Source organism: Thermostichus sp. MS-CIW-26, assembly GCF_054059115.1.
In genome coordinates, this window is the sequence record NZ_JBSSBV010000005.1 from 88346 (window position 1) to 108108 (window position 19763).

The 19763-nt window shown below is 59.2% G+C and carries 27 protein-coding genes; 23 read left to right on the forward strand and 4 right to left on the reverse strand.

The features are described from left to right. Window positions 1-4: 4 nt before the first annotated feature. The 4 genes from ACVWZU_RS03430 to ACVWZU_RS03445 form a co-directional block, all read right to left on the reverse strand. On the reverse strand, window positions 5-520 hold the full coding sequence (locus ACVWZU_RS03430; protein WP_457443378.1) for a MogA/MoaB family molybdenum cofactor biosynthesis protein: 516 nt from the start codon (window positions 518-520) through the stop codon (window positions 5-7). A 48-nt stretch (window positions 521-568) separates the two neighbouring features. Continuing rightward, entirely contained in the window at window positions 569-1084 is a 516-nt protein-coding gene (locus ACVWZU_RS03435; protein WP_457443380.1) for a hypothetical protein, read from the reverse strand. 184 nt (window positions 1085-1268) lie between these two features. Next, window positions 1269-3647: a tetratricopeptide repeat protein gene (locus ACVWZU_RS03440; RefSeq protein ID WP_457443382.1), complete on the reverse strand. Its 2379-nt coding sequence runs from the start codon at window positions 3645-3647 to the stop codon at window positions 1269-1271. Between the two features lie 369 nt (window positions 3648-4016). Further along, on the reverse strand, window positions 4017-6029 hold the full coding sequence (locus tag ACVWZU_RS03445; RefSeq protein WP_457397965.1) for a hypothetical protein: 2013 nt from the start codon (window positions 6027-6029) through the stop codon (window positions 4017-4019). A 470-nt stretch (window positions 6030-6499) separates the two neighbouring features. On the opposite strand from ACVWZU_RS03445, the gene rplC reads away from it, so the two are divergent. The 23 genes from rplC (at window position 6500) to ACVWZU_RS03560 (ending at window position 19673) form a co-directional block, all read left to right on the forward strand. Continuing rightward, entirely contained in the window at window positions 6500-7144 is a 645-nt protein-coding gene (gene rplC, locus ACVWZU_RS03450; protein WP_011434152.1) for a 50S ribosomal protein L3, read from the forward strand. Between the two features lie 51 nt (window positions 7145-7195). Continuing rightward, window positions 7196-8122 (forward strand): 50S ribosomal protein L4, encoded by a 927-nt coding sequence (gene rplD, locus ACVWZU_RS03455; protein WP_457385388.1) that lies wholly within the window; start codon window positions 7196-7198, stop codon window positions 8120-8122. Beyond that, complete coding sequence (locus tag ACVWZU_RS03460; protein ID WP_414330452.1) at window positions 8115-8414, forward strand: 50S ribosomal protein L23; 300 nt, start codon at window positions 8115-8117, stop codon at window positions 8412-8414. The genes rplD and ACVWZU_RS03460 overlap by 8 nt, the downstream gene beginning before the upstream one ends. A 49-nt stretch (window positions 8415-8463) precedes the next feature. Next, a complete protein-coding gene (gene rplB / locus ACVWZU_RS03465) occupies window positions 8464-9348 on the forward strand; it encodes a 50S ribosomal protein L2 (protein ID WP_457443385.1) in 885 nt (294 codons plus the stop codon). Between the two features lie 66 nt (window positions 9349-9414). Next, a complete protein-coding gene (gene rpsS / locus ACVWZU_RS03470; protein WP_414331934.1) occupies window positions 9415-9696 on the forward strand; it encodes a 30S ribosomal protein S19 in 282 nt (93 codons plus the stop codon). 45 nt (window positions 9697-9741) lie between these two features. Next, window positions 9742-10116, forward strand: a complete 375-nt coding sequence (gene rplV / locus ACVWZU_RS03475; RefSeq protein ID WP_011434157.1) for a 50S ribosomal protein L22 — start codon at window positions 9742-9744, stop codon at window positions 10114-10116. Between the two features lie 42 nt (window positions 10117-10158). Then, window positions 10159-10929: a 30S ribosomal protein S3 gene (gene rpsC / locus ACVWZU_RS03480; protein WP_011434158.1), complete on the forward strand. Its 771-nt coding sequence runs from the start codon at window positions 10159-10161 to the stop codon at window positions 10927-10929. A gap of 55 nt (window positions 10930-10984) precedes the next feature. Further along, window positions 10985-11452, forward strand: coding sequence for a 50S ribosomal protein L16 (gene rplP, locus ACVWZU_RS03485; RefSeq protein WP_414399805.1), 468 nt, complete (start codon window positions 10985-10987; stop codon window positions 11450-11452). Window positions 11453-11465: 13 nt separating this feature from the next. Beyond that, on the forward strand, window positions 11466-11687 hold the full coding sequence (gene rpmC / locus ACVWZU_RS03490; RefSeq protein WP_414399804.1) for a 50S ribosomal protein L29: 222 nt from the start codon (window positions 11466-11468) through the stop codon (window positions 11685-11687). Continuing rightward, window positions 11687-11938, forward strand: coding sequence for a 30S ribosomal protein S17 (gene rpsQ / locus ACVWZU_RS03495; protein ID WP_011434161.1), 252 nt, complete (start codon window positions 11687-11689; stop codon window positions 11936-11938). Before rpmC ends, rpsQ begins: the two co-directional genes overlap by 1 nt. Further along, entirely contained in the window at window positions 11935-12303 is a 369-nt protein-coding gene (rplN, locus tag ACVWZU_RS03500) for a 50S ribosomal protein L14 (RefSeq protein ID WP_011434162.1), read from the forward strand. The genes rpsQ and rplN overlap by 4 nt, the downstream gene beginning before the upstream one ends. Next, window positions 12303-12701, forward strand: a complete 399-nt coding sequence (gene rplX / locus ACVWZU_RS03505) for a 50S ribosomal protein L24 (protein ID WP_011434163.1) — start codon at window positions 12303-12305, stop codon at window positions 12699-12701. The genes rplN and rplX overlap by 1 nt, the downstream gene beginning before the upstream one ends. Window positions 12702-12769: 68 nt before the next feature. Then, window positions 12770-13312 carry a 50S ribosomal protein L5 gene (rplE, locus tag ACVWZU_RS03510; RefSeq protein ID WP_414355946.1) on the forward strand — a complete coding sequence of 181 codons (543 nt, stop codon included), beginning with the start codon at window positions 12770-12772 and terminating at the stop codon, window positions 13310-13312. A 59-nt stretch (window positions 13313-13371) separates the two neighbouring features. After that, a complete protein-coding gene (gene rpsH / locus ACVWZU_RS03515; protein ID WP_011434165.1) occupies window positions 13372-13782 on the forward strand; it encodes a 30S ribosomal protein S8 in 411 nt (136 codons plus the stop codon). Window positions 13783-13815: 33 nt separating this feature from the next. Further along, window positions 13816-14361: a 50S ribosomal protein L6 gene (rplF, locus tag ACVWZU_RS03520; protein WP_011434166.1), complete on the forward strand. Its 546-nt coding sequence runs from the start codon at window positions 13816-13818 to the stop codon at window positions 14359-14361. Between the two features lie 31 nt (window positions 14362-14392). Beyond that, window positions 14393-14761: a 50S ribosomal protein L18 gene (rplR, locus tag ACVWZU_RS03525; protein WP_414349593.1), complete on the forward strand. Its 369-nt coding sequence runs from the start codon at window positions 14393-14395 to the stop codon at window positions 14759-14761. Window positions 14762-14779: 18 nt separating this feature from the next. Continuing rightward, the gene (gene rpsE, locus ACVWZU_RS03530) at window positions 14780-15316 is read left to right on the forward strand and encodes a 30S ribosomal protein S5 (protein ID WP_011434168.1); all 537 of its coding nucleotides are present in this window, start codon (window positions 14780-14782) and stop codon (window positions 15314-15316) included. Between the two features lie 37 nt (window positions 15317-15353). Then, window positions 15354-15806 (forward strand): 50S ribosomal protein L15, encoded by a 453-nt coding sequence (gene rplO / locus ACVWZU_RS03535; protein WP_414349592.1) that lies wholly within the window; start codon window positions 15354-15356, stop codon window positions 15804-15806. 152 nt (window positions 15807-15958) lie between these two features. Continuing rightward, complete coding sequence (gene secY / locus ACVWZU_RS03540; protein WP_414412798.1) at window positions 15959-17257, forward strand: preprotein translocase subunit SecY; 1299 nt, start codon at window positions 15959-15961, stop codon at window positions 17255-17257. Then, window positions 17257-17838, forward strand: a complete 582-nt coding sequence (locus tag ACVWZU_RS03545) for an adenylate kinase (RefSeq protein WP_011434171.1) — start codon at window positions 17257-17259, stop codon at window positions 17836-17838. Before secY ends, ACVWZU_RS03545 begins: the two co-directional genes overlap by 1 nt. Window positions 17839-17876: 38 nt before the next feature. Further along, complete coding sequence (gene map, locus ACVWZU_RS03550) at window positions 17877-18650, forward strand: type I methionyl aminopeptidase (protein ID WP_414349590.1); 774 nt, start codon at window positions 17877-17879, stop codon at window positions 18648-18650. A 130-nt stretch (window positions 18651-18780) separates the two neighbouring features. Then, on the forward strand, window positions 18781-19005 hold the full coding sequence (gene infA, locus ACVWZU_RS03555; RefSeq protein ID WP_011434173.1) for a translation initiation factor IF-1: 225 nt from the start codon (window positions 18781-18783) through the stop codon (window positions 19003-19005). Between the two features lie 23 nt (window positions 19006-19028). After that, entirely contained in the window at window positions 19029-19673 is a 645-nt protein-coding gene (locus ACVWZU_RS03560) for an alpha/beta fold hydrolase (RefSeq protein WP_457443388.1), read from the forward strand. The last annotated feature ends 90 nt before the right edge of the window (window positions 19674-19763 follow it).

The window sequence follows — 19763 nt, forward strand, 5'->3', positions numbered from 1 at the left end:
TGCCTCAATGCTTGCCCTGGTGCAGTTGCTTAACCAGGTGGGGTAGCTCCGGCAGGATCAGGCTGCGCATAGCCAGTTGCACGGCTGCTGGGGAGCCAGGCATGGAAAAGATCAAGCACTTTCCGTGGATCCCGGCGATGGCCCGAGAGGCGATGGCCCGACTGCCAATCTGGGCATAGCTGAGCTGGCGGAAGATCTCCCCAAAGCCGGGCAAGGTCTTTTCCAGGAGAGCCTCGATGGCGTCGTAAGTGGTGTCGCGGGGGGCGATGCCTGTGCCACCATTCAACAAGATCACCGGCAGGGATCCGGCCCAATCCTGAACCTGCTCTCGAATGAGCTGCGGTTCATCTCGGAGAATGCAATATCTCTCCACCCGGTGGCCGGACTCCTGGAGGGCTGTGCAGATAAACTGGCCGCTGTGATCGGTTTCAGGGGTGCGCGTGTCGCTGACGGTGATCACCCCACAGGGCAAGGAGGCAATGTGCTCCGCACCGCCGTCGCAATCGAGGGGAAAGTTCATGGCCAGGATCCCTGAGGAAAGAGAGTGGCAAGCCCATCAAGACTGTCCCTAAGGGGGCTCGGCAGGAGTTGGAGGGTCAACGACCGTCTGCTGGAGCTCTAGGATCCCTGAGGACTCTGCCCCACCAGCACGGGCGAGTTGGGGAGGAGGGGACTGGGCAAGCAGGCGGCGCAGCTTGGGGGGAAGCTCCTGCAACTGCTCCAACAACAAGTTTAGAGATATGGCCGGTTCTCGGGAAAACAGGGATCCTGCGAGGGGTACCGGCGGCAACGGAGAACAGGCAAGGGCAGCCGCAGCCAAAGAGCGGATCAGCTCCTGCTGCTCCTGCCAAAGGAACTGGCCGATTTCTGGGGGAAAGGTAAGATGAGGAGAGCCGCGACGCTGCCAAAGGCGGAGAAGCTGCTCCACAGAGGCGGCCTTGTACCGCCCCTGGTAGAGGGCTTCTAGCAAGGCTGCCGGGATCCAAAGATCCGGGAACAACTGGCTCCAGCGCTCCACCCAAACCTGGCTGGGTTGACCTTCCAGCTCAAACCCATAGTGCTCCAGAAAGGTGGCAGGATCCATCAGCCCATGGCAGCCCAAGGAAACTCAACCCAAGCTAGTCCAGATCCGCCGAGACAAAGGGGAGATAAAGCCTTTCTCCCTGGATCTCGCAAGACAGCTCTCGTCCAAGAATACCCCTATTTGCCTTTCATGAAGGCTCTGTGAAGAGGCTATAAAGCTGCAAAGCCGCGGTACGCTTAAAGACTCAGTGGCTGACGGGCCCCAGCTCAAGCGCTGCCTCCAGAGCGCGCTCGCTATCAGGAAACTGCGTCAGCAGCCGTCCTAGGAAGGCGACATCTCCCGTCAGGCCGTACAGAGCCATGAGCACATCCCCGGCATAGCGGCTCTGGGGGAAGCGGTTCAGCAGCTCATTGCCGGCGTAGATCGCCTGGCGGGCATAGCCATCCTGCAGGGCTTTGGCTTCCAGAAAGTAGCTGTAGCTGAGGCTGCCAGGATCCACGTAGTCCGGCAGTGACGTGTCGAACAAGCTGGTATCTTCTGTCACTCCTGGGGGGAAGCCCGGCAGCGGATAGATGGCTGCCGTTTCCTCGGGAGGGTAGGTGGTATACTGGCGGTAGAGGATCAGCACCTGCCGGTACAGGCTTTCTTCCTGAAGATGGGCAGGGGCGGTGGGATCCGCAAGCACAGAGCCGAGTAACTCTGCTGCTACAGCATGGTGATTGGCCCGCTGATAGTCCGATAGAGAACTGGAGGAAGCTGGTTGCGGCGGCCCGCTTCCATCAGCATCCCCACTCAGGCCACCGGCACGGGTTTGGTTAAACAGCCACAGGTACCCATTGCGCCAACCGTCGGCAGCGGCCCAGTGGGCGGCCAGTTGATAGCGTTGTTGGGGAGTGGATTGGGCTTGCCAACGGCTCAATTGGCGCCAGCGTTCTCGTTGGGCCTGGATTTTCGGTTGCAGAGGGGTGCGGCTGGCGGGCACGGGATCCCAGTCGTCCAGCCAGTAGCCGCCATCCAGCAAGGGGTAGCGATCCAACACAGCATCCAAAGCCAGATTTTCCGTCAGCTGCAGGGCTAGGTCGTAGCGGTGTTCGCGGGCGAAGCGAACCGCCAGAGCATAGCGGACGGCGGCGGCCAGAGGATGCTCGCCGTGGCGGTCGAGAAAAGCTTGCAACTCGCTGGGGGTTGCACCGCTGTCTAAGAGCAAAAGCAGGCGGCGGCGCAAGACGTAGCGCATGTCTCCATCGCCGAAGGGATCCGCCAGCCAATTGGCCAAAAGGACCAGTGCTTCTTCCCTTTTGCCCTGCCACTCCAAGGTGCGTGTCAGCCAGAAGAGGGCATCGTCGGCACCGGGATGATTCGGGTAGACGGTCAGCCAAGTCCGCCAAAGGGTCTCTTCCTCTGCCGGGGGGAAAGGCCGCGGGATCGGTTCGCCGGTCTCGGGGTTGTAGAGGGAATGGCCAAAATAGCTGCCCCCCCGAATGCGGGCGTATTCCCGGCAAGCTTGCGTAAAGCGGGAATTGGGAAAAGCTTCTGCCAACTGCAGCAAAACCAGGTGGTCGTCGATGCCGTGAAGAGAGGCAAAGTCCTCGTTGAGAGCCTTCTGCAGCAGCGGCTCCCCGCTGGGATCCCCTTTTAAGTAGAGAAGAGCCGCCGCCAAAAACCGCTGCGGGTCAGCATCATCGCCCACCACGCTGCGCAGCAACACCTGAGCGGCAGGGGGGAGAGTTTCTGGATCCGCTATCTGCAGCAGAAAAAAGTGTCGGGATGGGGGCGGTAAATCTTCGTACAAAGGGCGCACCGTTTGCACCGTCGGCTGTTCTAGGATCAACACTTGGCCGGCACGCCCATAAACATCAGTGTATGGAGAAACATTCCCCGCAACCCGCTGCCGCACCGCCTGCACCTGCGACAGCGCCCAAGAGGGGATCCTTTCCTCCTCGTAGGGCAAGGCGCTCAAGAGTTTCTTTGCCCGCTGCGGAGAGCTGCTTTCCAAGGCGGGGAGCAGCGCTCTGTAGACCTGATCTCGCAAGGGAAATTCTTCTTGGGTCAGCAAGCTGTTGAGCCAGTTGAGATTAAAACTCCACTCGGGGCTATCGGCTTGGATCCCGGCCAAGGCCAGCTCGGTGAGGCGCTGCACCGACTCTGGCCGATCCAGCCCAAACAGCTCGTATTGAGGCGCAATCTTCTGCCCGCTTGAGTAGTCATAGCCCCCGAACAAAGCTGCTGGGGCGAAAAACTGAGCCGAATTTTGCCGCAGCCGATCCTCCAACCACCAACGGCTGTAGGGCAGGCCATGGCTTTGCAAGGTGTAGAAGGCGTAGCTGCGGCGGCTCGGGTCGGCGGATCCCCCCCAGCGGGCCAACACCGGATAGGTAAGAGGAAACCAGCGATCACTTTGGCCGGGATCGAACGCTGGCGAGCCTCCATAGCCAAACTCAGAAAAGACGGTGTACCGATAGAAGATCAGATCCCGGTGCATCTGCAGCCGTAGCCGCTGCAGTAAGGCATAGCCCCCCGCTCCTAACCCCGCCAAGAAGCCGGCAGTGAGGGCCACCATTGCTACGGGACGAAGGGGAAAGCGGCGGGACGAGGGCGCAGCAGGAGGGGTAGCTGGATTCATAAAACCCAATCCAAATCAAAGCAGGCGCCCCCACTCTACTCGATACTCGACTGTGTTGGAAGACAGAGGGAATGCCCACAGCCGTTTCCAGCCGGCTTGAGACGCCGGCCCTCTGCGCCACCCAAGGTCATCAGTCTTACCCCTGCCTGAGAGGGATCCCGGCCAGCCATTTCTTGGAAAGGCTCTGCTGTATTGCTTTATCGTTGTTTCAAACAAGATTAAGACACTTTGCCGCCGACTCCTACCCCCACAATAAGAGGGGCGGCTGCGCCGCTCTTCTAAAACCCTTGCCTTTGACCATTCCTGCAGTGCATCCCCCGATTTCTTGGAGGCCTGAGTTGCCAGCACCCTTTCAGGATAGGCTCTCCCTTAGCCGGCGGTTGCCATGGCCTTCAACCCCTTCAAAATCAGGTAGTCCAGAATACTGGTGTTCTCCTCGCCGCGATAATTAAAATTGGAGCGCACCAGCCACAGCCCCTTCTGAGTGCGGCAACAGAGGTTCAGCAGCGTGCGGGCCAAAATCTGTTGACGCGCCTGTAAATCCCGCGCCGCATCGAAAACCTCCCCGTCCCATTCCGGCGTCAGCACACGGCTGTTGTAGAGCACATGCCAGAGGGAGCGGGACCAGCTGGGGTTGGTGATATCAAACCAGAATTGGTAATCCGCCTCCAAACCCCGAGTGATGTAGGCCCCCGGAGTTGCAACTACCAAGTAACGGGAATAGTCGGGCTCGAAGCGGCTGCTGCTGGGGGTCTGTCCCGAGCGGATCATGGCCAAAAAGGCGGGATCCCCTTCGGCAGGGAAGGCCTGACGAAACCGCCGTGCCGCTTCCATCAATACGCGCAGCAGCTCTTGATCCTGAGGGGAAGCAATCACCGAGGCCAAGTGATCGGCAAAAAACTGCTGGAAGAAAGCGGCCAATGAAGGGCCGGGATGATAGCCGCGCAGCCAATCGAACAGTCGCTGGTAGCGCTCCAGGTTGGCAAACCCTACTCGCTCTGGCTGCCGTACTGCCGTTCGGGGACGCAGAGAACGCCCCACCGGATCCCAGGTATCTTCGGCCAACAGAGCTGCCCGGATGGGATCCAGCCCCAGCACCCAGCTCAACATCAGCCGCCAAGCCGGCAAAGTGGGAAAAGCACCCCACTCGGGATGGGCCAATTCTGCTGCCGTCAGCACCGCCCGCACCAAGGGATAGCGGATCAACGCCGGGAAGGGGGCAATCGACAAAACCGGCACTTCCGACAACTGCTCCTGCAAGCTCAGGCTCACCCCCACATCCATACGGGGCAGCAAAACAGCAATGCGATGGGCCGGGATCCCGGCCCCCAAAAGCCGGCGAATTTGAGCAACCATCACCTCCACTGCCGCAAACTGGGTCTCTTCCTCCAGCGTTTGCACCAGCGGCAGTCCTCCCCCCTGCGGCTCGGGCAGCGGATGAGAAAACTGGGGATCCAACACCCGCGCAATCTGCACCCCTAAGCGGATCATGCCTGCTGAAGCGCGATGGCTCCCCTCCAGAAACCGAACCTGCGTTTTTGCCATCAAGAAGTCAGCTACTGCCTCTGGGATCCCGGTCAAGGAAACCCCACCACCAAGGGTGTAGCTGAAAAATTGACTTTGCAGATGGGATTGCCCCTGCCGGTAAAACTCCAGCGCCACGGCACAACTGTCTTCCGCCTGATCCACAATCAGGTGATCCCACTCTTGCCAAAACTCCGCCAGCGGCAGGATGTGCTCGCCAAACAGCCGAATTTGCAGGCCAAAATCCAGGGATCCCAACCGAAGCGCTGCCTCCCACAGCCGACCCACACAGCAGCCCATTGCCTGCAAAGCCTCTGCCCGCCGTGGATCCGCCTCTTCCGGCCAAGCCCTGGCCAGCCGGGATCCCACCACTTCTGCCGACAAACCCGAAGCCCCCGCAATGTAAGCAGCACTGCTAATCTGATCCCAGATCTGGAACTCCTTGAGCCCGACCCCGGCAAAGGCTTCCCCATGCCGAGGGCACAAAGCGCAGGCTCGTTCGCAGAGAAATTGAGTGAGATCTTTGGCCAAGGGGATCGGCTCCAACGAGCGTGGCAACTGGGGGACACGCTCACACACCTGTGGCCAATGATCGGCCAACGAGCGTCCCACCCGCTGCAAGAACGTTTCGATCCGCCACGGCCCCACCAAGCCCGAACTGGACTGCTGCAAGCGCCGCAGCACCTCATCCGCTTGCCGTTGACTCCGCACCAAAAATAAGACCCGGCCCGGATCGGCTCCCGCCTGCAACAAACTTCGATAGTGATCCACACAAGCCTGGGTCAGCCCACTGCCTGCCCAGCCCATCACACTTTGGAAGGGAGATGGCTTCCCCCGCCAATGGCTCTTTTCTTCCACTTGAGCTGCCCTTACCCTCTCCGGCCTCTCCAACCAACCCATTTTCTCAGCAAAAGTCTGGACAAACGGGCCTTCGCTTCATTATGATTGTTTTCCGTTGCCAACTGAGTCCATCCGCTTTGGCGACCCGGCGCGCTGCTACACCAGATACTGCCTCTTTAGCAGGTAAGTCTGAGCAGCTCTCAACAAAAGCAGTTTGGCGTGCAGCTTTGGGGGTGAACTAAGCAAAAGGCTCAGCGTTGCCGGCGCTGAACTTGGCCTCGGGGTATCCCTACCTTGCTCTTTCGCCTCAGCCGGCAGACTCAGCTTTGTCTTGAGCTTCCTGCTGCCACGCTATTGCTGTATGCCTATCCATCCGGCTAACTGAGCCATTGGCCTACGGCCCGCTTCGCGAACGGCTAGCCGATTGTCGGAGTGAGCTGGCTCTCAGTTGATGAAAACGAGTCGTGCAGGCTCGATTGGAGGTTCTTGTGGCACTTGGCATCCTCGGAAGAAAAGTCGGCATGACCCAGATCTTCTCTCCAGAAGGGCTGGCCATTCCGGTCACTGTCGTGCAGGCGGGGCCTTGCACCGTGACCCAGATCAAAACCCAAGCCACAGATGGCTACAACGCCATTCAGTTGGGCTACTTGCCCACTGCCGAAAAGCATCTCACGCGGGCGCAGCGGGGCCACCTCACCAAAGCGGGGGTGACAGAGCTGCTGCGCCACCTGCGGGAGTTCCGGGTTGACCAGCCAGAAGCCTACCAGTTGGGGCAGAAAATTACCGTCGAGATGTTCTCCCCTGGCCAATTGGTGGATGTGGCAGGTACCTCCATCGGGCGAGGGTTTGCCGGCTATCAAAAGCGCCACCACTTCGGTCGTGGCCCCATGTCCCACGGCTCCAAAAACCACCGCCGACCGGGCTCCATTGGCGCCGGTACAACCCCAGGCCGCGTGTTTCCGGGGATGCGCATGGCGGGGCGGCTGGGAGGTGGCCGAGTCACCACCCGCAAATTGCAGTTGGTGCAGGTGGATCCGGAGCGGGATCTGTTGGTGATCAAGGGCTGCGTGCCCGGCGTAGAAGGAGGGCTGCTGGAGATCACCCCTGCCAAGCAGGTGGGCAACAAGCGTTAGGGGAGGGATCCCTGGCAAAGGCTGACCCGCATCCGCAAAGACGAGGAAACCATGGCAAGTTGTGTGGTGAAAAATTGGCAAGGGGAAACGGTGGGCAGCGCGGAGCTGAGCCTTAAAGTTGCTCGTCCCGAAACAGCCGCCCACATCCTCTATCTGGCACTGCGCCGGCAGATGACCAATGCTCGTCAGGGCAACGCCCACACCAAGACCCGAGCTGAGGTGCGCGGCGGCGGTCGCAAGCCTTGGAAGCAGAAAGGCACCGGTCGGGCCCGTGCCGGCTCCATCCGCTCCCCACTTTGGCGCAAAGGGGGGGTGATCTTCGGCCCCCGCAAGCGGGAATACAACCTGGCCATGAACCGCAAAGAACGGCAACTGGCCCTGCGCACCGCTCTGCAAAGTCGGGTGGAAGACCTGATCGTCGTGGAGGATTTCCAGGAGCAGCTCAACCCGCCCAAGACCCGCGCCGTGGCCCAGGCTTTGCTGCGCTGGGGGGTGATGGAAGATCAATCGGCCCTGCTCATCGTTGCCGAACGCTCGGAAGCCGTAGAGCGGGCCGTGCGCAACATCGCCCGCGTTAAGCTGATCGGCCTGGATCAGATCAACGTTTTCGATCTGCTCAACGTCGATTGGGTGCTGATCACCGTTTCTGCCCTAGAGCAGCTCAAGGCCCGTTGGGGATCCGACGCTGCGCCGGCAGTTCTGGAGACTCCCTCTGAGGATGCACCTCAGGCCGACATAGCCGAAGATCAGGCCCTGCCTGGAGATCGGTTAGAGGATCAGGCTGCTTCAGAAAGCGAACACGAGGAAGAAGGGCAGGAAGACCAAGCTGACCTTCAAGGACGTCCAGCAGATCAGCAGGGGCCAGAAGAGCAAACCGAAGAGCCCCAAGATCAAGCAGAAGAACTGGCTCAAGGAGTAGAGCCGCCAACTGCAGAAGAGGCCGAAGCAGCCCCAGCAGAGGAGGAAAGCGATGACTGAGAGCAAGCGGATCCTGGCCGACGTCCTGTTGCGCCCCGTCATCACCGAAAAGGCAACCGCCTTGATGGAGCAGCGCAAATACGTCTTTGAAGTGCTGCCCACTGCCACCAAGCCGCTCATCCGAGCTGCCGTCGAAGAAATGTTCCGCGTGCGAGTTACTTCCGTCAACACCCTGAAGCTCCCGCGCAAGCAACGGCGGGTGGGCCGCTTTGTGGGCTACCGCACCCGTCCCAAGCGAGCCATCGTGACCTTGGCGGAGGGAGATTCCATCACCCTCTTCCCGGACACCTGAACGCCCCTTTTGAGCTGTTGTTGTCCCATCCCCCACCCCTACCTGAGCCATGGGCATTCGTACTCTCCGACCTTACACCCCCAGCACCCGTCACATGACGGTCTCTGACTTCGAGGAGCTGTCCCGTGACGAGAACGGCAAGCGGCCCAGACCGGAAAAGTCGCTGCTGCAATTTATTCACCGCAAGAAAGGGCGCAACAACCGTGGCGTCATCACCTGCCGGCACCGCGGTGGTGGCCACAAGCGGCTTTACCGCATCATCGACTTCCGTCGCGACAAGCGCGGGATCCCGGGGACCGTCAAAACCGTCGAGTACGATCCCAACCGTAGCGCCCACATCTGCCTGGTGGAATACGAAGACGGAGAGAAACGCTACATCCTCGCTCCCCGCAACCTACAGGTGGGATCCACCATCATGGCCGGGCCAGAGGCCCCCTTTGAGATCGGCAATGCCATGCCCCTGGAGCGGATCCCCTTGGGAACGGTGGTTCACAATGTGGAGCTGTATCCCGGTCGCGGCGGACAGATGGTTCGCGCTGCCGGGGCTGGCGCTCAAGTGGTGGCCAGAGAAGGCAAATATGTCTCCCTCAAGCTGCCCTCTGGTGAGGTTCGCATGATCCGCGGCGAGTGCTACGCCACCATCGGCCAACTGGGCAATGTTGACCACAACAACATCAGCCTGGGCAAGGCGGGCCGCAGTCGTTGGTTGGGGCGCCGTCCTAAGGTGCGTGGCTCGGTGATGAACCCTGTGGATCATCCCCATGGCGGCGGGGAAGGGCGAGCCCCCATAGGCCGCAGTACCCCTGTCACCCCTTGGGGCAAGCCCACCCTGGGGTACAAGACCCGCAAACGCAACAAGCCCAGCAGCAAGTTCATCGTGCGCGGTCGTCGTCGCGGAGGCCGCCGAGACAAGGGCGGAAGGGCTGCTCAGTAGCCGCTGGCCATTCGCTCCCCGAAGCTTTTTCGACAGTGAATTGCTTATCAAACGGTTGAGGTTCTTATGGGACGTTCGCTGAAAAAAGGCCCCTTTGTGGATGCCAAGCTGCTTCTCAAGGTGGAGAAGATGAACGAGCGCAACGAGAAGCACATGATCAAGACCTGGTCGCGGGCCAGCACCATCTTGCCGGTCATGATCGGCCACACCATCGCCGTTCACAACGGCAAGCAACACGTGCCCATCTACATCACCGATCAGATGGTGGGTCACAAGCTGGGGGAATTCGTTCCCACCCGTACCTTCCGCGGTCACGCGGGGAGCGACAAAAAAGCCGCTCGCCGTTGAGAGGAATAACGAACAGGAAAGTATCGAGTAGGCAAGGAGAGGGCCATGGCCGATTCATCCCCTGAGGTTAAAGCGGTAGCCCGCTATATCCGCATGTCCCCCTTTAAAGTGCGGCGGGTGTTGGATCAGATCCGCGGGCGCACCTATGCCGATGCCCTGATTCTTTTGGAGTTCATGCCCTACGCTGCCTGTGAGCCGGTTCGTAAGGTGCTGCGCTCGGCGGTGGCCAACGCAGAGCACAACAACGGCTTGGATCCCCGGGATCTGGTGATCAGCCAGGCCTATGCTGATCAGGGGCCCGTCCTGAAACGGTTTCGCCCCCGCGCCCAAGGGCGGGCCTACCCCATTCGCAAGCGCACCTGCCACATCACCATCGCCGTCCGGCCCATAGAGGAAGCTGAAGCGGCGACGGCCTCTTAACCTCCTGTATTTCTAGCCCTTTACCCTTCAACCGACACCACCATGGGACAGAAGATCCACCCCACCGGTTTCCGCCTCGGCGTGATTAAGGAGCATCGCAGCCGCTGGTTTGCCGATCCAGCCCGCTACCCAGCCTTGTTACAGGAGGATGATCAGATTCGCACCTACCTGACCAAGCAATTGAGCAGTGCTGGTTTGGCCGATATCCAAATTGAACGCAAAGCAGATCAAATTGACCTAGAGATCCGCGCTGCTCGCCCTGGGGTGGTCGTGGGTCGGGGCGGATCCAGCCTAGAGACTTTGCGCCAAGGTCTACAGAAAGAGCTGTCCGCGCTAGCGGGACAAAGCCCTGGTTCACGAGGTGGTGGCGAGCGAACCATTCGCATCAATGTAGTAGAGGTCACCCGTGCCGATGCCGAGGCGACCTTGTTGGCGGAAAACATTGCCCAACAGTTGGAACGGCGGATTGCCTTTCGCCGCATCGTGCGCCAGGTGATCCAACGGGCCCAGCGGGCAGGTGTACAAGGGATCAAAATCCAAATTGCCGGGCGTCTGAACGGGGCCGAGATTGCCCGCACCGAATGGACGCGGGAGGGGCGGATCCCTTTGCATACTTTGCGGGCCGACATCGACTACGCCGAGCACCTCGCCCACACCACTTTCGGCATCATCGGGGTCAAGGTCTGGGTCTTCAAAGGGGAAGTTCTGCCCGGGCAGGAACGCCACGAACAGAAGTTTCCCCTGCAACAGCCCAAACGTCGGCAGCAGCGGCGGCGGCCCACCTTTGAAGATCGCTCGGCTCAGGAGGCCTGAGGGCCAACACCGGAACGTCCAGGGATCCCTATCGCAGTTGACTTAAGGAACGGCCATGTTAAGCCCCAAACGCACCAAATACCGCAAGCAACAGCGCGGGCGCATGAAAGGCAAAGCGACCCGTGGCAACCGCATCAACTTTGGGGAATACGGCCTTGTGGCCCTAGAACCCGCCTGGATTACAGCTCGACAGATCGAGGCCAGCCGTCGAGCCATGACCCGCTATGTTCGGCGGGGTGGCCAAATCTGGATTCGCATCTTTCCCGACAAGCCCGTTACTCAGCGAGCTGCTGAAACCCGCATGGGATCCGGTAAAGGCAACCCTGAGTACTGGGTTTGCGTCGTCAAGCCAGGCCGTATCCTCTTCGAAATGGGGGGAGTGGCAGAGCCCATCGCCCGCGAGGCCATGCGACTTGCCGCTCAGAAGCTACCCATTAAAGTCAAGTTTGTAACCAAAGCCGACTTTGAAAAGCCAGAGCCTGGCCAGGCAACAGTTTCAGAAGTGGCCACCAGCAGCGTATGAGGAGAGTCCAGCTATGCCCATGCCCAAAATCGCCGATGCCCGTGCCCTATCGGATGAAGAGCTGAGCAACGAGATCTACGCCGTCAAGAAAGAGCTGTTTGAGCTGCGCTTGCAGCAGGCCACGCGGCAGTTGAACCAACCCCATCTCATCCGGCTGCGCAAGCACAAGCTGGCGCAACTGTTAACTGTAGAGGCAGAACGCAAGCGGGGCAAACGCCCAACCCAGGAGGAGTAATGGCTGTTCGGGAGAAGATTGGCATTGTGGTCAGCAACAAGATGCAAAAAACGGTGGTTGTTGCCGTAGAAAATCGGGTCGCTCACCCGAAGTACGGCAAAATCGTCGTCAAAACCAAGAAGTTTAAGGCCCACGACGAGGAAAACCGCTGTCAAGAAGGGGATCTGGTGCGCATCACGGAAACCCGTCCCCTCAGCCGCACCAAGCGTTGGCAAGTTGCCGAAATCCTGAGGGAGGTGAAGAAACTATGATTCAGCAGCAAACCATGCTGACGGTGGCCGACAACACAGGCGCCCGCAAAATGATGTGCATTCGCGTGCTGGGCAGCAGTGGCCGTCGCTACGCCAGCTTGGGCGACGTGATCATCGGCGTCGTCAAAGATGCCTTGCCCAACATGCCCGTCAAAAAATCCGATGTCGTCAAGGCTGTTGTCATCCGCACTGTCGACACAGTACGTCGCCCCGACGGCATGTGCATCCGCTTCGACGACAACGCCGCCGTGATCATCAACAACGACGGCAACCCCCGTGGAACTCGCGTTTTCGGCCCTGTAGCCCGTGAGCTGCGGGAGAAAAACTTCACCAAGATCATCTCCCTTGCCCCGGAGGTACTCTGATGGTTCGCCCCCTCAAACCCAGCCAAATTCGGCGCTTAGTTCGGCGACCGGGCATTCGCAAGCACCGCAACAGCCTGCGCTACAAAATGCGTATCAAGCAAGGGGATACCGTGCAGGTGATCTCCGGCGATGACAAAGGCAAAATCGGCGAGGTGCTGCGCGTTTTTCCCGAACGCAACATGGTTTTGGTGGAAGGGGTTAACATTGTTACCTACCACCGCAAACCTCAGCGAGAAGGGGAAAGTGGCCGGATTGAGACCAAGGAAGCCCCCATTCCCGTCTGCAAAGTGATGGCCTATTCCAAGAAGCAGGAAGTGGCCAGCCGCATCGGCTATCAAATCACCGCCGATGGTCGCAAAGTCCGCGTCCTTAAGAAAACAGGCGAGATCCTCGACTAGGCATTACATTCTTTTTTCCATCATTGGTTTGGCTCTGACCCAGCCCAGAGCCGCAAGGAGAAGCCACCATGCCCCAACGTCTGCAAATCCTCTACAACACCGTCATCGTCCCCAAGCTGCAAAAGGAGTTGGGCTACACCAACATCCACCAGGTGCCCCGCCTGGAGAAGATCGTCATCAACCGCGGCTTGGGGGAAGCTTCCCAAAATGCCAAGGCTCTGGAATCCTCCATTGCCGAGATCAGCGCCATCACTGGCCAGCGTCCGGTGATCACCCGCGCCAAAAAGGCAATTGCCAGCTTCAAGATTCGCAAGGGCATGCCGGTTGGCCTGATGGTAACCCTACGGCGGGAGCGCATGTATGCGTTTTTGGATCGCCTGATCAACATTGCTCTGCCCCGTATCCGTGACTTCCGCGGCGTCAGCCCCAAAGCCTTTGATGGACGAGGCAACTACACCCTGGGCATCCGCGAACAACTGATTTTTCCCGAAATCAACTATGACTCTGTAGATCAGTTGCGAGGTATGGATATTTCAATTGTGACCACTGCTAAAACCGACGAAGAGGGCCGTGCCCTGCTCAAAGCGTTTGGCATGCCCTTTGCCTCCTAGGTTGCCCACCCTGACTTTTCTTGATCTGCATCGATCTTCCGAGGAGCACTGACCCACCGATGGCCCACACCAACGACACGATCGCCGATATGCTCACCCGCATTCGCAATGCCACCATGGCTCGGCACGAGTCGGTGGCAGTTCCGGCCACACGCATGACCCGCAGCATCGCTCGCGTTCTTCATGAGGAAGGGTTTGTCAGCGAATGGAAGGAGGAGGGAGAAGGGATCCAAGCCCGAGTGGTGTTGCGATTGAAGTACAAGGGCAAAGGCCGCAACTGCAGGCCCATCATCAATGGCTTAAAGCGGGTGAGCCGACCCGGCCTGCGGGTTTACCGCAACCACAAAGAGCTGCCCCGAGTGCTGGGAGGAATTGGGATCGCCATCATCTCCACCTCCAACGGCATCATGACCGACCGGGAGGCTCGTAAGCAGGGCATTGGTGGTGAAGTCCTCTGTCTTGTCTACTAGACCTTAAGTTTTCTCTGGTCAGGAGTTTTTCCCATGTCCCGTATCGGTAGACGCCCCATCGCCCTTCCTGCCAAGGTGGAGATCCAGATCGACGGCCAACACATTGCAGTGAAAGGCCCGAAAGGTCAACTGTCCCGCAGTTTGCCGCCCTTGATCACAGTCCAGCAAAACGCTCAGATGCTCACGGTCAGCCGTCTCAACGATTCTCGTCCTGCCCGCCAACTGCACGGCCTCTGCCGCACCTTGGTCGCCAACATGGTAGACGGAGTGTCCAAGGGATTTGAGCGGCGGCTGGAATTGGTGGGCGTGGGCTACCGGGCTGCCATCCAAGGCAGCAAGTTGGTTTTGAACGTTGGCTACAGTCACCCTGTGGAGATCCCCTTTCCCCCCGGCATCCAAATTGCCGTTGAGGGAAACAACATCATTGTTGTCTCAGGCACAGATAAAGAACTGGTGGGCAATACTGCCGCCCGCATCCGAGCCGTCCGGCCTCCGGAGCCCTACAAGGGGAAAGGGATCCGTTATCTAGGGGAACAAGTTCGCCGCAAGGCGGGTAAATCCGGGAAAGCGAAGAAGTAAATAGCCCATTGCGAAAGCGGGACGGAGTCCTATGAAAACCAGCCGCAAAATCACCACCCAACGTCGTCATCGACGCATTCGCCGCAAGGTCTTTGGCACTGCCGAGCGGCCTCGCCTGGCCGTGTTTCGCTCCCATCGACACATCTACGCCCAGGTGATCGACGATGTAGCCCAGCATACCTTAACCTCCGCCTCCACCTTGGACACGGAGCTGCGCGAAAAATTCAAAGAAACCGGGACAGCCACTCAAGAAGCGGCTGCCTTGGTGGGCCGCTCAGTTGCTGAACGAGCCTTACAGATGGGCATTTCCCGCGTGGTTTTCGATCGGGGGGGCAAGCTCTATCACGGGCGCGTTCAGGCTTTGGCAGAAGCTGCCCGAGAAGCAGGGTTACAGTTCTAGCTACTGAGGACATAGCACATGGCTGAGCAGAGGGAACGTCGCAGAAGCAAAAAAAACCGCGAAGAGCAACCCACCGAGTGGCAAGAGCGGGTCATCCAGATTCGCCGCGTCACCAAGGTGGTCAAGGGCGGCAAGAAGTTGAGCTTCCGCGCTGTGGTGGTGGTCGGCAACGAGCGGGGCCAAGTCGGGGTTGGCGTGGGCAAAGCCAACGATGTGATCGGAGCAGTGCGCAAGGGAGTTGTGGACGGTAAAAAGCACCTCATTGAGGTGCCCCTCACCAAAGGTTTGTCCGTACCCCATCCCATGCAGGGGGCAGGCGGCGGTGCCACTGTCTTGGTCATGCCAGCAGCTCCTGGCACAGGCGTCATTGCAGGGGGGGCAGTCCGCACCGTTCTGGAGCTGGCGGGTGTACGCAACAGCTTGGCCAAGCAACTGGGATCCAGCAACCCCCTCAACAATGCCCGTGCTACCATCGATGCGCTGCGGCGGATGCGTACCTTTAAGCAGGTGGCCCAAGACCGAGACATCGATGTGCGCCGCCTATTGGGCAAGTGATGGACAGGTATATCGAGCAAGTGAGCTAGAGGTAGACATGCGACTGGAAGACATTCGGCCTCAAGCAGGTTCGACGCGGCGGCGGCGGCGGCTAGGTCGTGGCGTTTCTGCCGGGCAGGGGGCCTCCTGTGGCAAGGGGATGCGGGGGCAAAAGGCCCGCAAGGGGGGTGGTACACGACCCGGCTTTGAAGGGGGCCAGACTCCCCTCTACCGGCGTTTGCCCAAGCTTAAGCATTTCCCCCGCTACACGCGGCGTCTGGAATACACCCTGGTCAACCTGCGCGCCTTGGCGGATCTGCCTGCCGGCAGCGAGGTCAGCCTGGAAAGCCTGATGGAACGAGGGATCGTCACCACCAACGATGGCCCGCTGAAGATCTTGGGAGATGGGGAAGTCAGCGTGCCCCTGACGATCAGGGCGGCGGCTATTACCGCTTCAGCCAAAGCCAAGATCGAGGCAGCCGGAGGTCGGGTGGAAATCTTGGGATCCTAGACCGCCCCTTCCCGCTGCTCTGGCCAGCTTCTGCCGGGTGGCGCTGAGTTGCACTTTTTTGATTTTGCTTTGATTTTGCCGACTGCTCCACCAGCAGCGTAGAGTGGTAGATAGCTAACCTTGCCCTTTGCTCCCGCGAGATTCTCTTCCCTATGGTTGACACACGAGGTTCCGCCCCCTCTGCCCAAGAGACCTTTATGCAGATGGCTATGGCCTCTGGCCTGCGCAGCCGTCTGTTTCTCACCTTGGGCTTGCTGCTGTTGGTCAGACTGGGCATTTACATCCCCATTCCCGGTATCGATCGGGCCCGCTTTGCTGCCGAAGCTGCCAACAGCCCTGTGTTTGGCTTGCTGGATGTCTTCTCCGGCGGGGGGATTTCTGCTTTGGGAATTTTCGCCCTTGGGATCCTGCCCTTCATCAATGCCTCAATTATCATGCAGTTGCTGGTCTCGGCCATTCCAGCCTTGGAGAACCTGCAGAAAAACGAGGGAGAACAGGGGCGGCGGCAGATTTCTCAATACACCCGCTATGTCACCTTGGTTTGGGCCATCATCCAGGGCATTGGCATTTCCTTTTGGGTGCGGGAGTTTGCCAGTACCACCAATGAGTTGGCCTTCATGGCCTCCACCACCCTGGCTCTGGCGGCGGGATCCCTGTTTGTGATGTGGCTGGGAGAGATGATCACGGAGAAAGGGGTGGGAAGTGGCCCTTCGCTCTTGATCTTCGTCAACATTGTTGCCACTCTGCCCCGTGCCCTCGGACAGACTATTAGCCTGGCCCGTGCCGATAGCAGCACCATCGGTGGCATCTTGCTGTTGCTGGCAATCTTTTTGGTCACCATTGTCGGCATTGTCTTTGTCCAAGAAGGCAGCCGCAAGATCCCTATCGTCTACGCCAAGCGCCAGGTGGGCAACAAGCTGTTCCGCGAGCAGAAAAGCTATCTGCCCCTGAGGCTAAACCAAGGGGGGGTGATGCCGATCATCTTTGCCTACTCGGTGATGTCCCTGCCTCTGGCCCTGGCCCAGTACACCCAAAACCTGACTTTGGTGCAAGTGGCCAACTTCCTATCCCCCACCTCCTGGTTCTACATTCCTTTTTATTTCGTGCTGATCCTCTTCTTCAGCTACTTCTACGCCTCTTTGCTCATCAACCCGGTGGATCTGGCTCAAAACTTGAAGAAGATGGGGGCCAGCATTCCAGGGGTACGCCCGGGCAAGGCCACTGCCGAGTATGTCGAAGGGATCCTCAACCGCCTGACGCTGCTGGGGGCTTTGTTCCTGTGCGCGGTGGCCATCATCCCGACGACGGTGGAACGGGCAACCGGCATCACCACTTTCCAAGGTTTGGGGGCGACCTCGCTACTGATTTTGGTGGGGGTGGCGATCGAGACCTCCAAGCAGATCCAGACTTATGTCATCTCACAACGCTACGAAGGGATGGTCAAACAGTAGTGCCGAGGTTGATCTTTCTGGGGCCGCCGGGGGCGGGCAAAGGTACACAGGCGGAGCGGCTGGCGGCCATCTACCACACGCCCAAAATTTCCACAGGCGATCTGTTGCGGGCCGAGGTGAAAGCCCAAACGCCCCTGGGGTGCCAGGCCAAGGTTTACATGGATGCGGGAGAGCTGGTGCCTGACGAGGTGCTGATCGGAATGGTGAAGGGGCAGTTGCAGCAATCTCCAGAGCAGGGCTGGATCCTAGATGGATTTCCTCGCACCTTAGCCCAGGCAGAGGCCTTGGAAGAGCTGCTGCAAGAGCTGGGCCAAGATTATGACTACGTCCTCAACTTGGAGGTGCCGGATGAGGTGGTGGTGGCCCGGCTGCTGGCCCGGGGCAAGGAACAGGGGCGCAGCGATGATGCGGATCGGTCGGTGATTCTCAAGCGTCTGGAGGTCTATCGGCAGCAGACGGCTCCCCTGATCGATTTTTATGAGGCCAAGGGGCGCTTGCAACGGGTCAACGGCAACCAGCCGATGGAATCCGTACAGGAACATCTGCAGGCTCTTTTGGAAGGCTTTAGGAGGACGGCGTGATCAGAGCAGGAGCTGGAAATCCCTCCCAGCGGCGGGGCATGCAGCTTATTGAGATCAAATCTCGCCGCGAAGTGGAGAAAATGCGGCGGGCCGGTCGGGTGGTGGCCCAAGTATTGCAGGAGATCGCGGAGCGCCTAGAGCCGGGCTGGACTACGGCAGATATCGATACCTATGCTGAGAGACGGGTGGCCCAACTCAATGCTTTGCCCAGTTTCAAGGGCTACTACGGCTTTCCCGCCTGCGTTTGTGTCAGTGTCAACCATGAGGTGGTGCACGGGATCCCCAGTCCCCGTAAAGTGGTGCAGCCGGGAGATGTGGTCAAAGTGGATTTTGGTGCCATCGTCGAGGGCTGGCATGCGGATTCCTGTATCACCATCGGCCTGGAACCCCTGAGCGACGCAGCTCGGGATCTGATCGATACAGCGGCCAAGGCCCTGCAGACGGGCATCGACCACGTGCGCCACGGCGTTTGGCTTCAGGATGTCTCAGGCGCCATTGAAGATTACATCGAGGGGCGGGGCTACTCGGTGGTGAAGCAGTATGTCGGTCACGGGGTGGGGCGCAACCTGCACGAGGAGCCGCAGTTTCCCAACTATCGCACCCGCGATCTGCCCAATCCCAAGCTGCGCTCCGGCATGACAGTGGCCATTGAGCCGATGGTGAATGCGGGGGGAGAGGCAACCCGAGTGTTGCCAGACCAATGGACGGTGGTCACAGTAGATGGCTCTTGGTCAGCTCAGTTTGAGCACACGGTCTTGGTCACCGAGTCTGGAGCAGAAATTTTGACCGATCGCACGCCTTTTCAGTCCTAAGGGATCCCCTGATGAAGGACTGCAACGGTTAGGATAGAAGAGATGGAGTATATTTTCATTTCTTAACAGCGCGTGTCGTCGCGGCTGTGGATTGTTCTGTTGTTTGTTATGTCGTTTTTGGGAGGGCTCATTGTCTAAGGAAGATGCCATTGAAATGGAGGGGGTTGTTACCGAATCCCTGCCCAACGCCATGTTCCGAGTGGATCTGGACAACGGCTTCAACGTGCTCGCTCATATCTCCGGCAAAATTCGCCGCAACTACATCAAGATCTTGCCCGGCGACCGGGTCAAGGTGGAGCTGAGCCCCTATGACCTCAACAAAGGGCGCATCACCTACCGCCTTAAGAAAAAGTAGGTTCCCTAGCTAGGCTGCTGAGGATGAAAGAGCTGAGCCAAGTTCTCAAGATCGGGCTCTGGACTACTGTCGGCGGCTTGGGTGCTCTAGCCGTTTTCAACGCTTGGATCTCTTCCCAAACTCAGCCTCTGCAGAGCCTGCTGCCGGGAGAGGAAAGGCATCACTTCTGGCGCGGCCATCGCCTGTTTTACAAGGTCATGGGATCCGGCCAGCCGTTGTTGCTGGTGCACGGCATTGGGGCAGGCTCCTCCAGCTATGAGTTTCGTGCCATTATGGCGGAGCTGGGGCAGCACCATCAAGTCTATGCTCTGGATTTGTTGGGGTGGGGCAACTCAGAACGTCCAGATTTGAAGTACACCGGCAGCCTCTATGCCGAGATGATCGGGGATTTTGTCCAGGAGGTGATCGGGCGACCGTGTCACGTCATTGCCAATTCCCTCTCGGCAGGGTTTGTGCTGCGCTCGGCCCGCCTACAGCCCCACCATTGGCAGAAGCTGCTGCTCATCGCCCCTCTGGGAGACAACAGCCTCATCCCCGATGCCCTTGGGATCCCTTTGGCCCAGATTGCCTATGGATTTCTCAGCCTGCCCGTTTTGGGGTTGGCTTTCTACAACGGCATCACCGCCCCCTGGAGTGTACGCTTGTTTACAGAGCAGAGCTTGTTCTGATACATTTACGCTGAACACTGCTGAACATCACTGTTCAACTATGCAGCGATAGCATTCTGTTTGTTTCCATTCGCGTTAGCGGGACGGAGT

Excerpts from the sequence above, each read along its gene's own strand:
- rplP (WP_414399805.1), top strand. The coding sequence starts at position 10,985 with ATGTTAAGCCCCAAACGCACCAAATACCGCAAGCAACAGCGCGGGCGC.
- rplD (WP_457385388.1), top strand. The coding sequence starts at position 7,196 with ATGGCAAGTTGTGTGGTGAAAAATTGGCAAGGGGAAACGGTGGGCAGC.
- ACVWZU_RS03435 (WP_457443380.1), bottom strand. The coding sequence starts at position 1,084 with ATGGATCCTGCCACCTTTCTGGAGCACTATGGGTTTGAGCTGGAAGGT.
- secY (WP_414412798.1), top strand. The coding sequence starts at position 15,959 with ATGGTTGACACACGAGGTTCCGCCCCCTCTGCCCAAGAGACCTTTATG.
- rplV (WP_011434157.1), top strand. The coding sequence starts at position 9,742 with ATGGCCGATTCATCCCCTGAGGTTAAAGCGGTAGCCCGCTATATCCGC.
- map (WP_414349590.1), top strand. The coding sequence starts at position 17,877 with ATGCAGCTTATTGAGATCAAATCTCGCCGCGAAGTGGAGAAAATGCGG.
- ACVWZU_RS03430 (WP_457443378.1), bottom strand. The coding sequence starts at position 520 with ATGAACTTTCCCCTCGATTGCGACGGCGGTGCGGAGCACATTGCCTCC.
- ACVWZU_RS03440 (WP_457443382.1), bottom strand. The coding sequence starts at position 3,647 with ATGAATCCAGCTACCCCTCCTGCTGCGCCCTCGTCCCGCCGCTTTCCC.
- rplN (WP_011434162.1), top strand. The coding sequence starts at position 11,935 with ATGATTCAGCAGCAAACCATGCTGACGGTGGCCGACAACACAGGCGCC.
- rplO (WP_414349592.1), top strand. The coding sequence starts at position 15,354 with ATGCGACTGGAAGACATTCGGCCTCAAGCAGGTTCGACGCGGCGGCGG.
- rpsC (WP_011434158.1), top strand. The coding sequence starts at position 10,159 with ATGGGACAGAAGATCCACCCCACCGGTTTCCGCCTCGGCGTGATTAAG.
- ACVWZU_RS03460 (WP_414330452.1), top strand. The coding sequence starts at position 8,115 with ATGACTGAGAGCAAGCGGATCCTGGCCGACGTCCTGTTGCGCCCCGTC.
- ACVWZU_RS03560 (WP_457443388.1), top strand. The coding sequence starts at position 19,029 with ATGAAAGAGCTGAGCCAAGTTCTCAAGATCGGGCTCTGGACTACTGTC.
- rpsE (WP_011434168.1), top strand. The coding sequence starts at position 14,780 with ATGGCTGAGCAGAGGGAACGTCGCAGAAGCAAAAAAAACCGCGAAGAG.
- rplR (WP_414349593.1), top strand. The coding sequence starts at position 14,393 with ATGAAAACCAGCCGCAAAATCACCACCCAACGTCGTCATCGACGCATT.
- rplX (WP_011434163.1), top strand. The coding sequence starts at position 12,303 with ATGGTTCGCCCCCTCAAACCCAGCCAAATTCGGCGCTTAGTTCGGCGA.
- rpmC (WP_414399804.1), top strand. The coding sequence starts at position 11,466 with ATGCCCATGCCCAAAATCGCCGATGCCCGTGCCCTATCGGATGAAGAG.
- rplB (WP_457443385.1), top strand. The coding sequence starts at position 8,464 with ATGGGCATTCGTACTCTCCGACCTTACACCCCCAGCACCCGTCACATG.
- rplE (WP_414355946.1), top strand. The coding sequence starts at position 12,770 with ATGCCCCAACGTCTGCAAATCCTCTACAACACCGTCATCGTCCCCAAG.
- rplF (WP_011434166.1), top strand. The coding sequence starts at position 13,816 with ATGTCCCGTATCGGTAGACGCCCCATCGCCCTTCCTGCCAAGGTGGAG.
- rpsS (WP_414331934.1), top strand. The coding sequence starts at position 9,415 with ATGGGACGTTCGCTGAAAAAAGGCCCCTTTGTGGATGCCAAGCTGCTT.
- rpsH (WP_011434165.1), top strand. The coding sequence starts at position 13,372 with ATGGCCCACACCAACGACACGATCGCCGATATGCTCACCCGCATTCGC.
- rpsQ (WP_011434161.1), top strand. The coding sequence starts at position 11,687 with ATGGCTGTTCGGGAGAAGATTGGCATTGTGGTCAGCAACAAGATGCAA.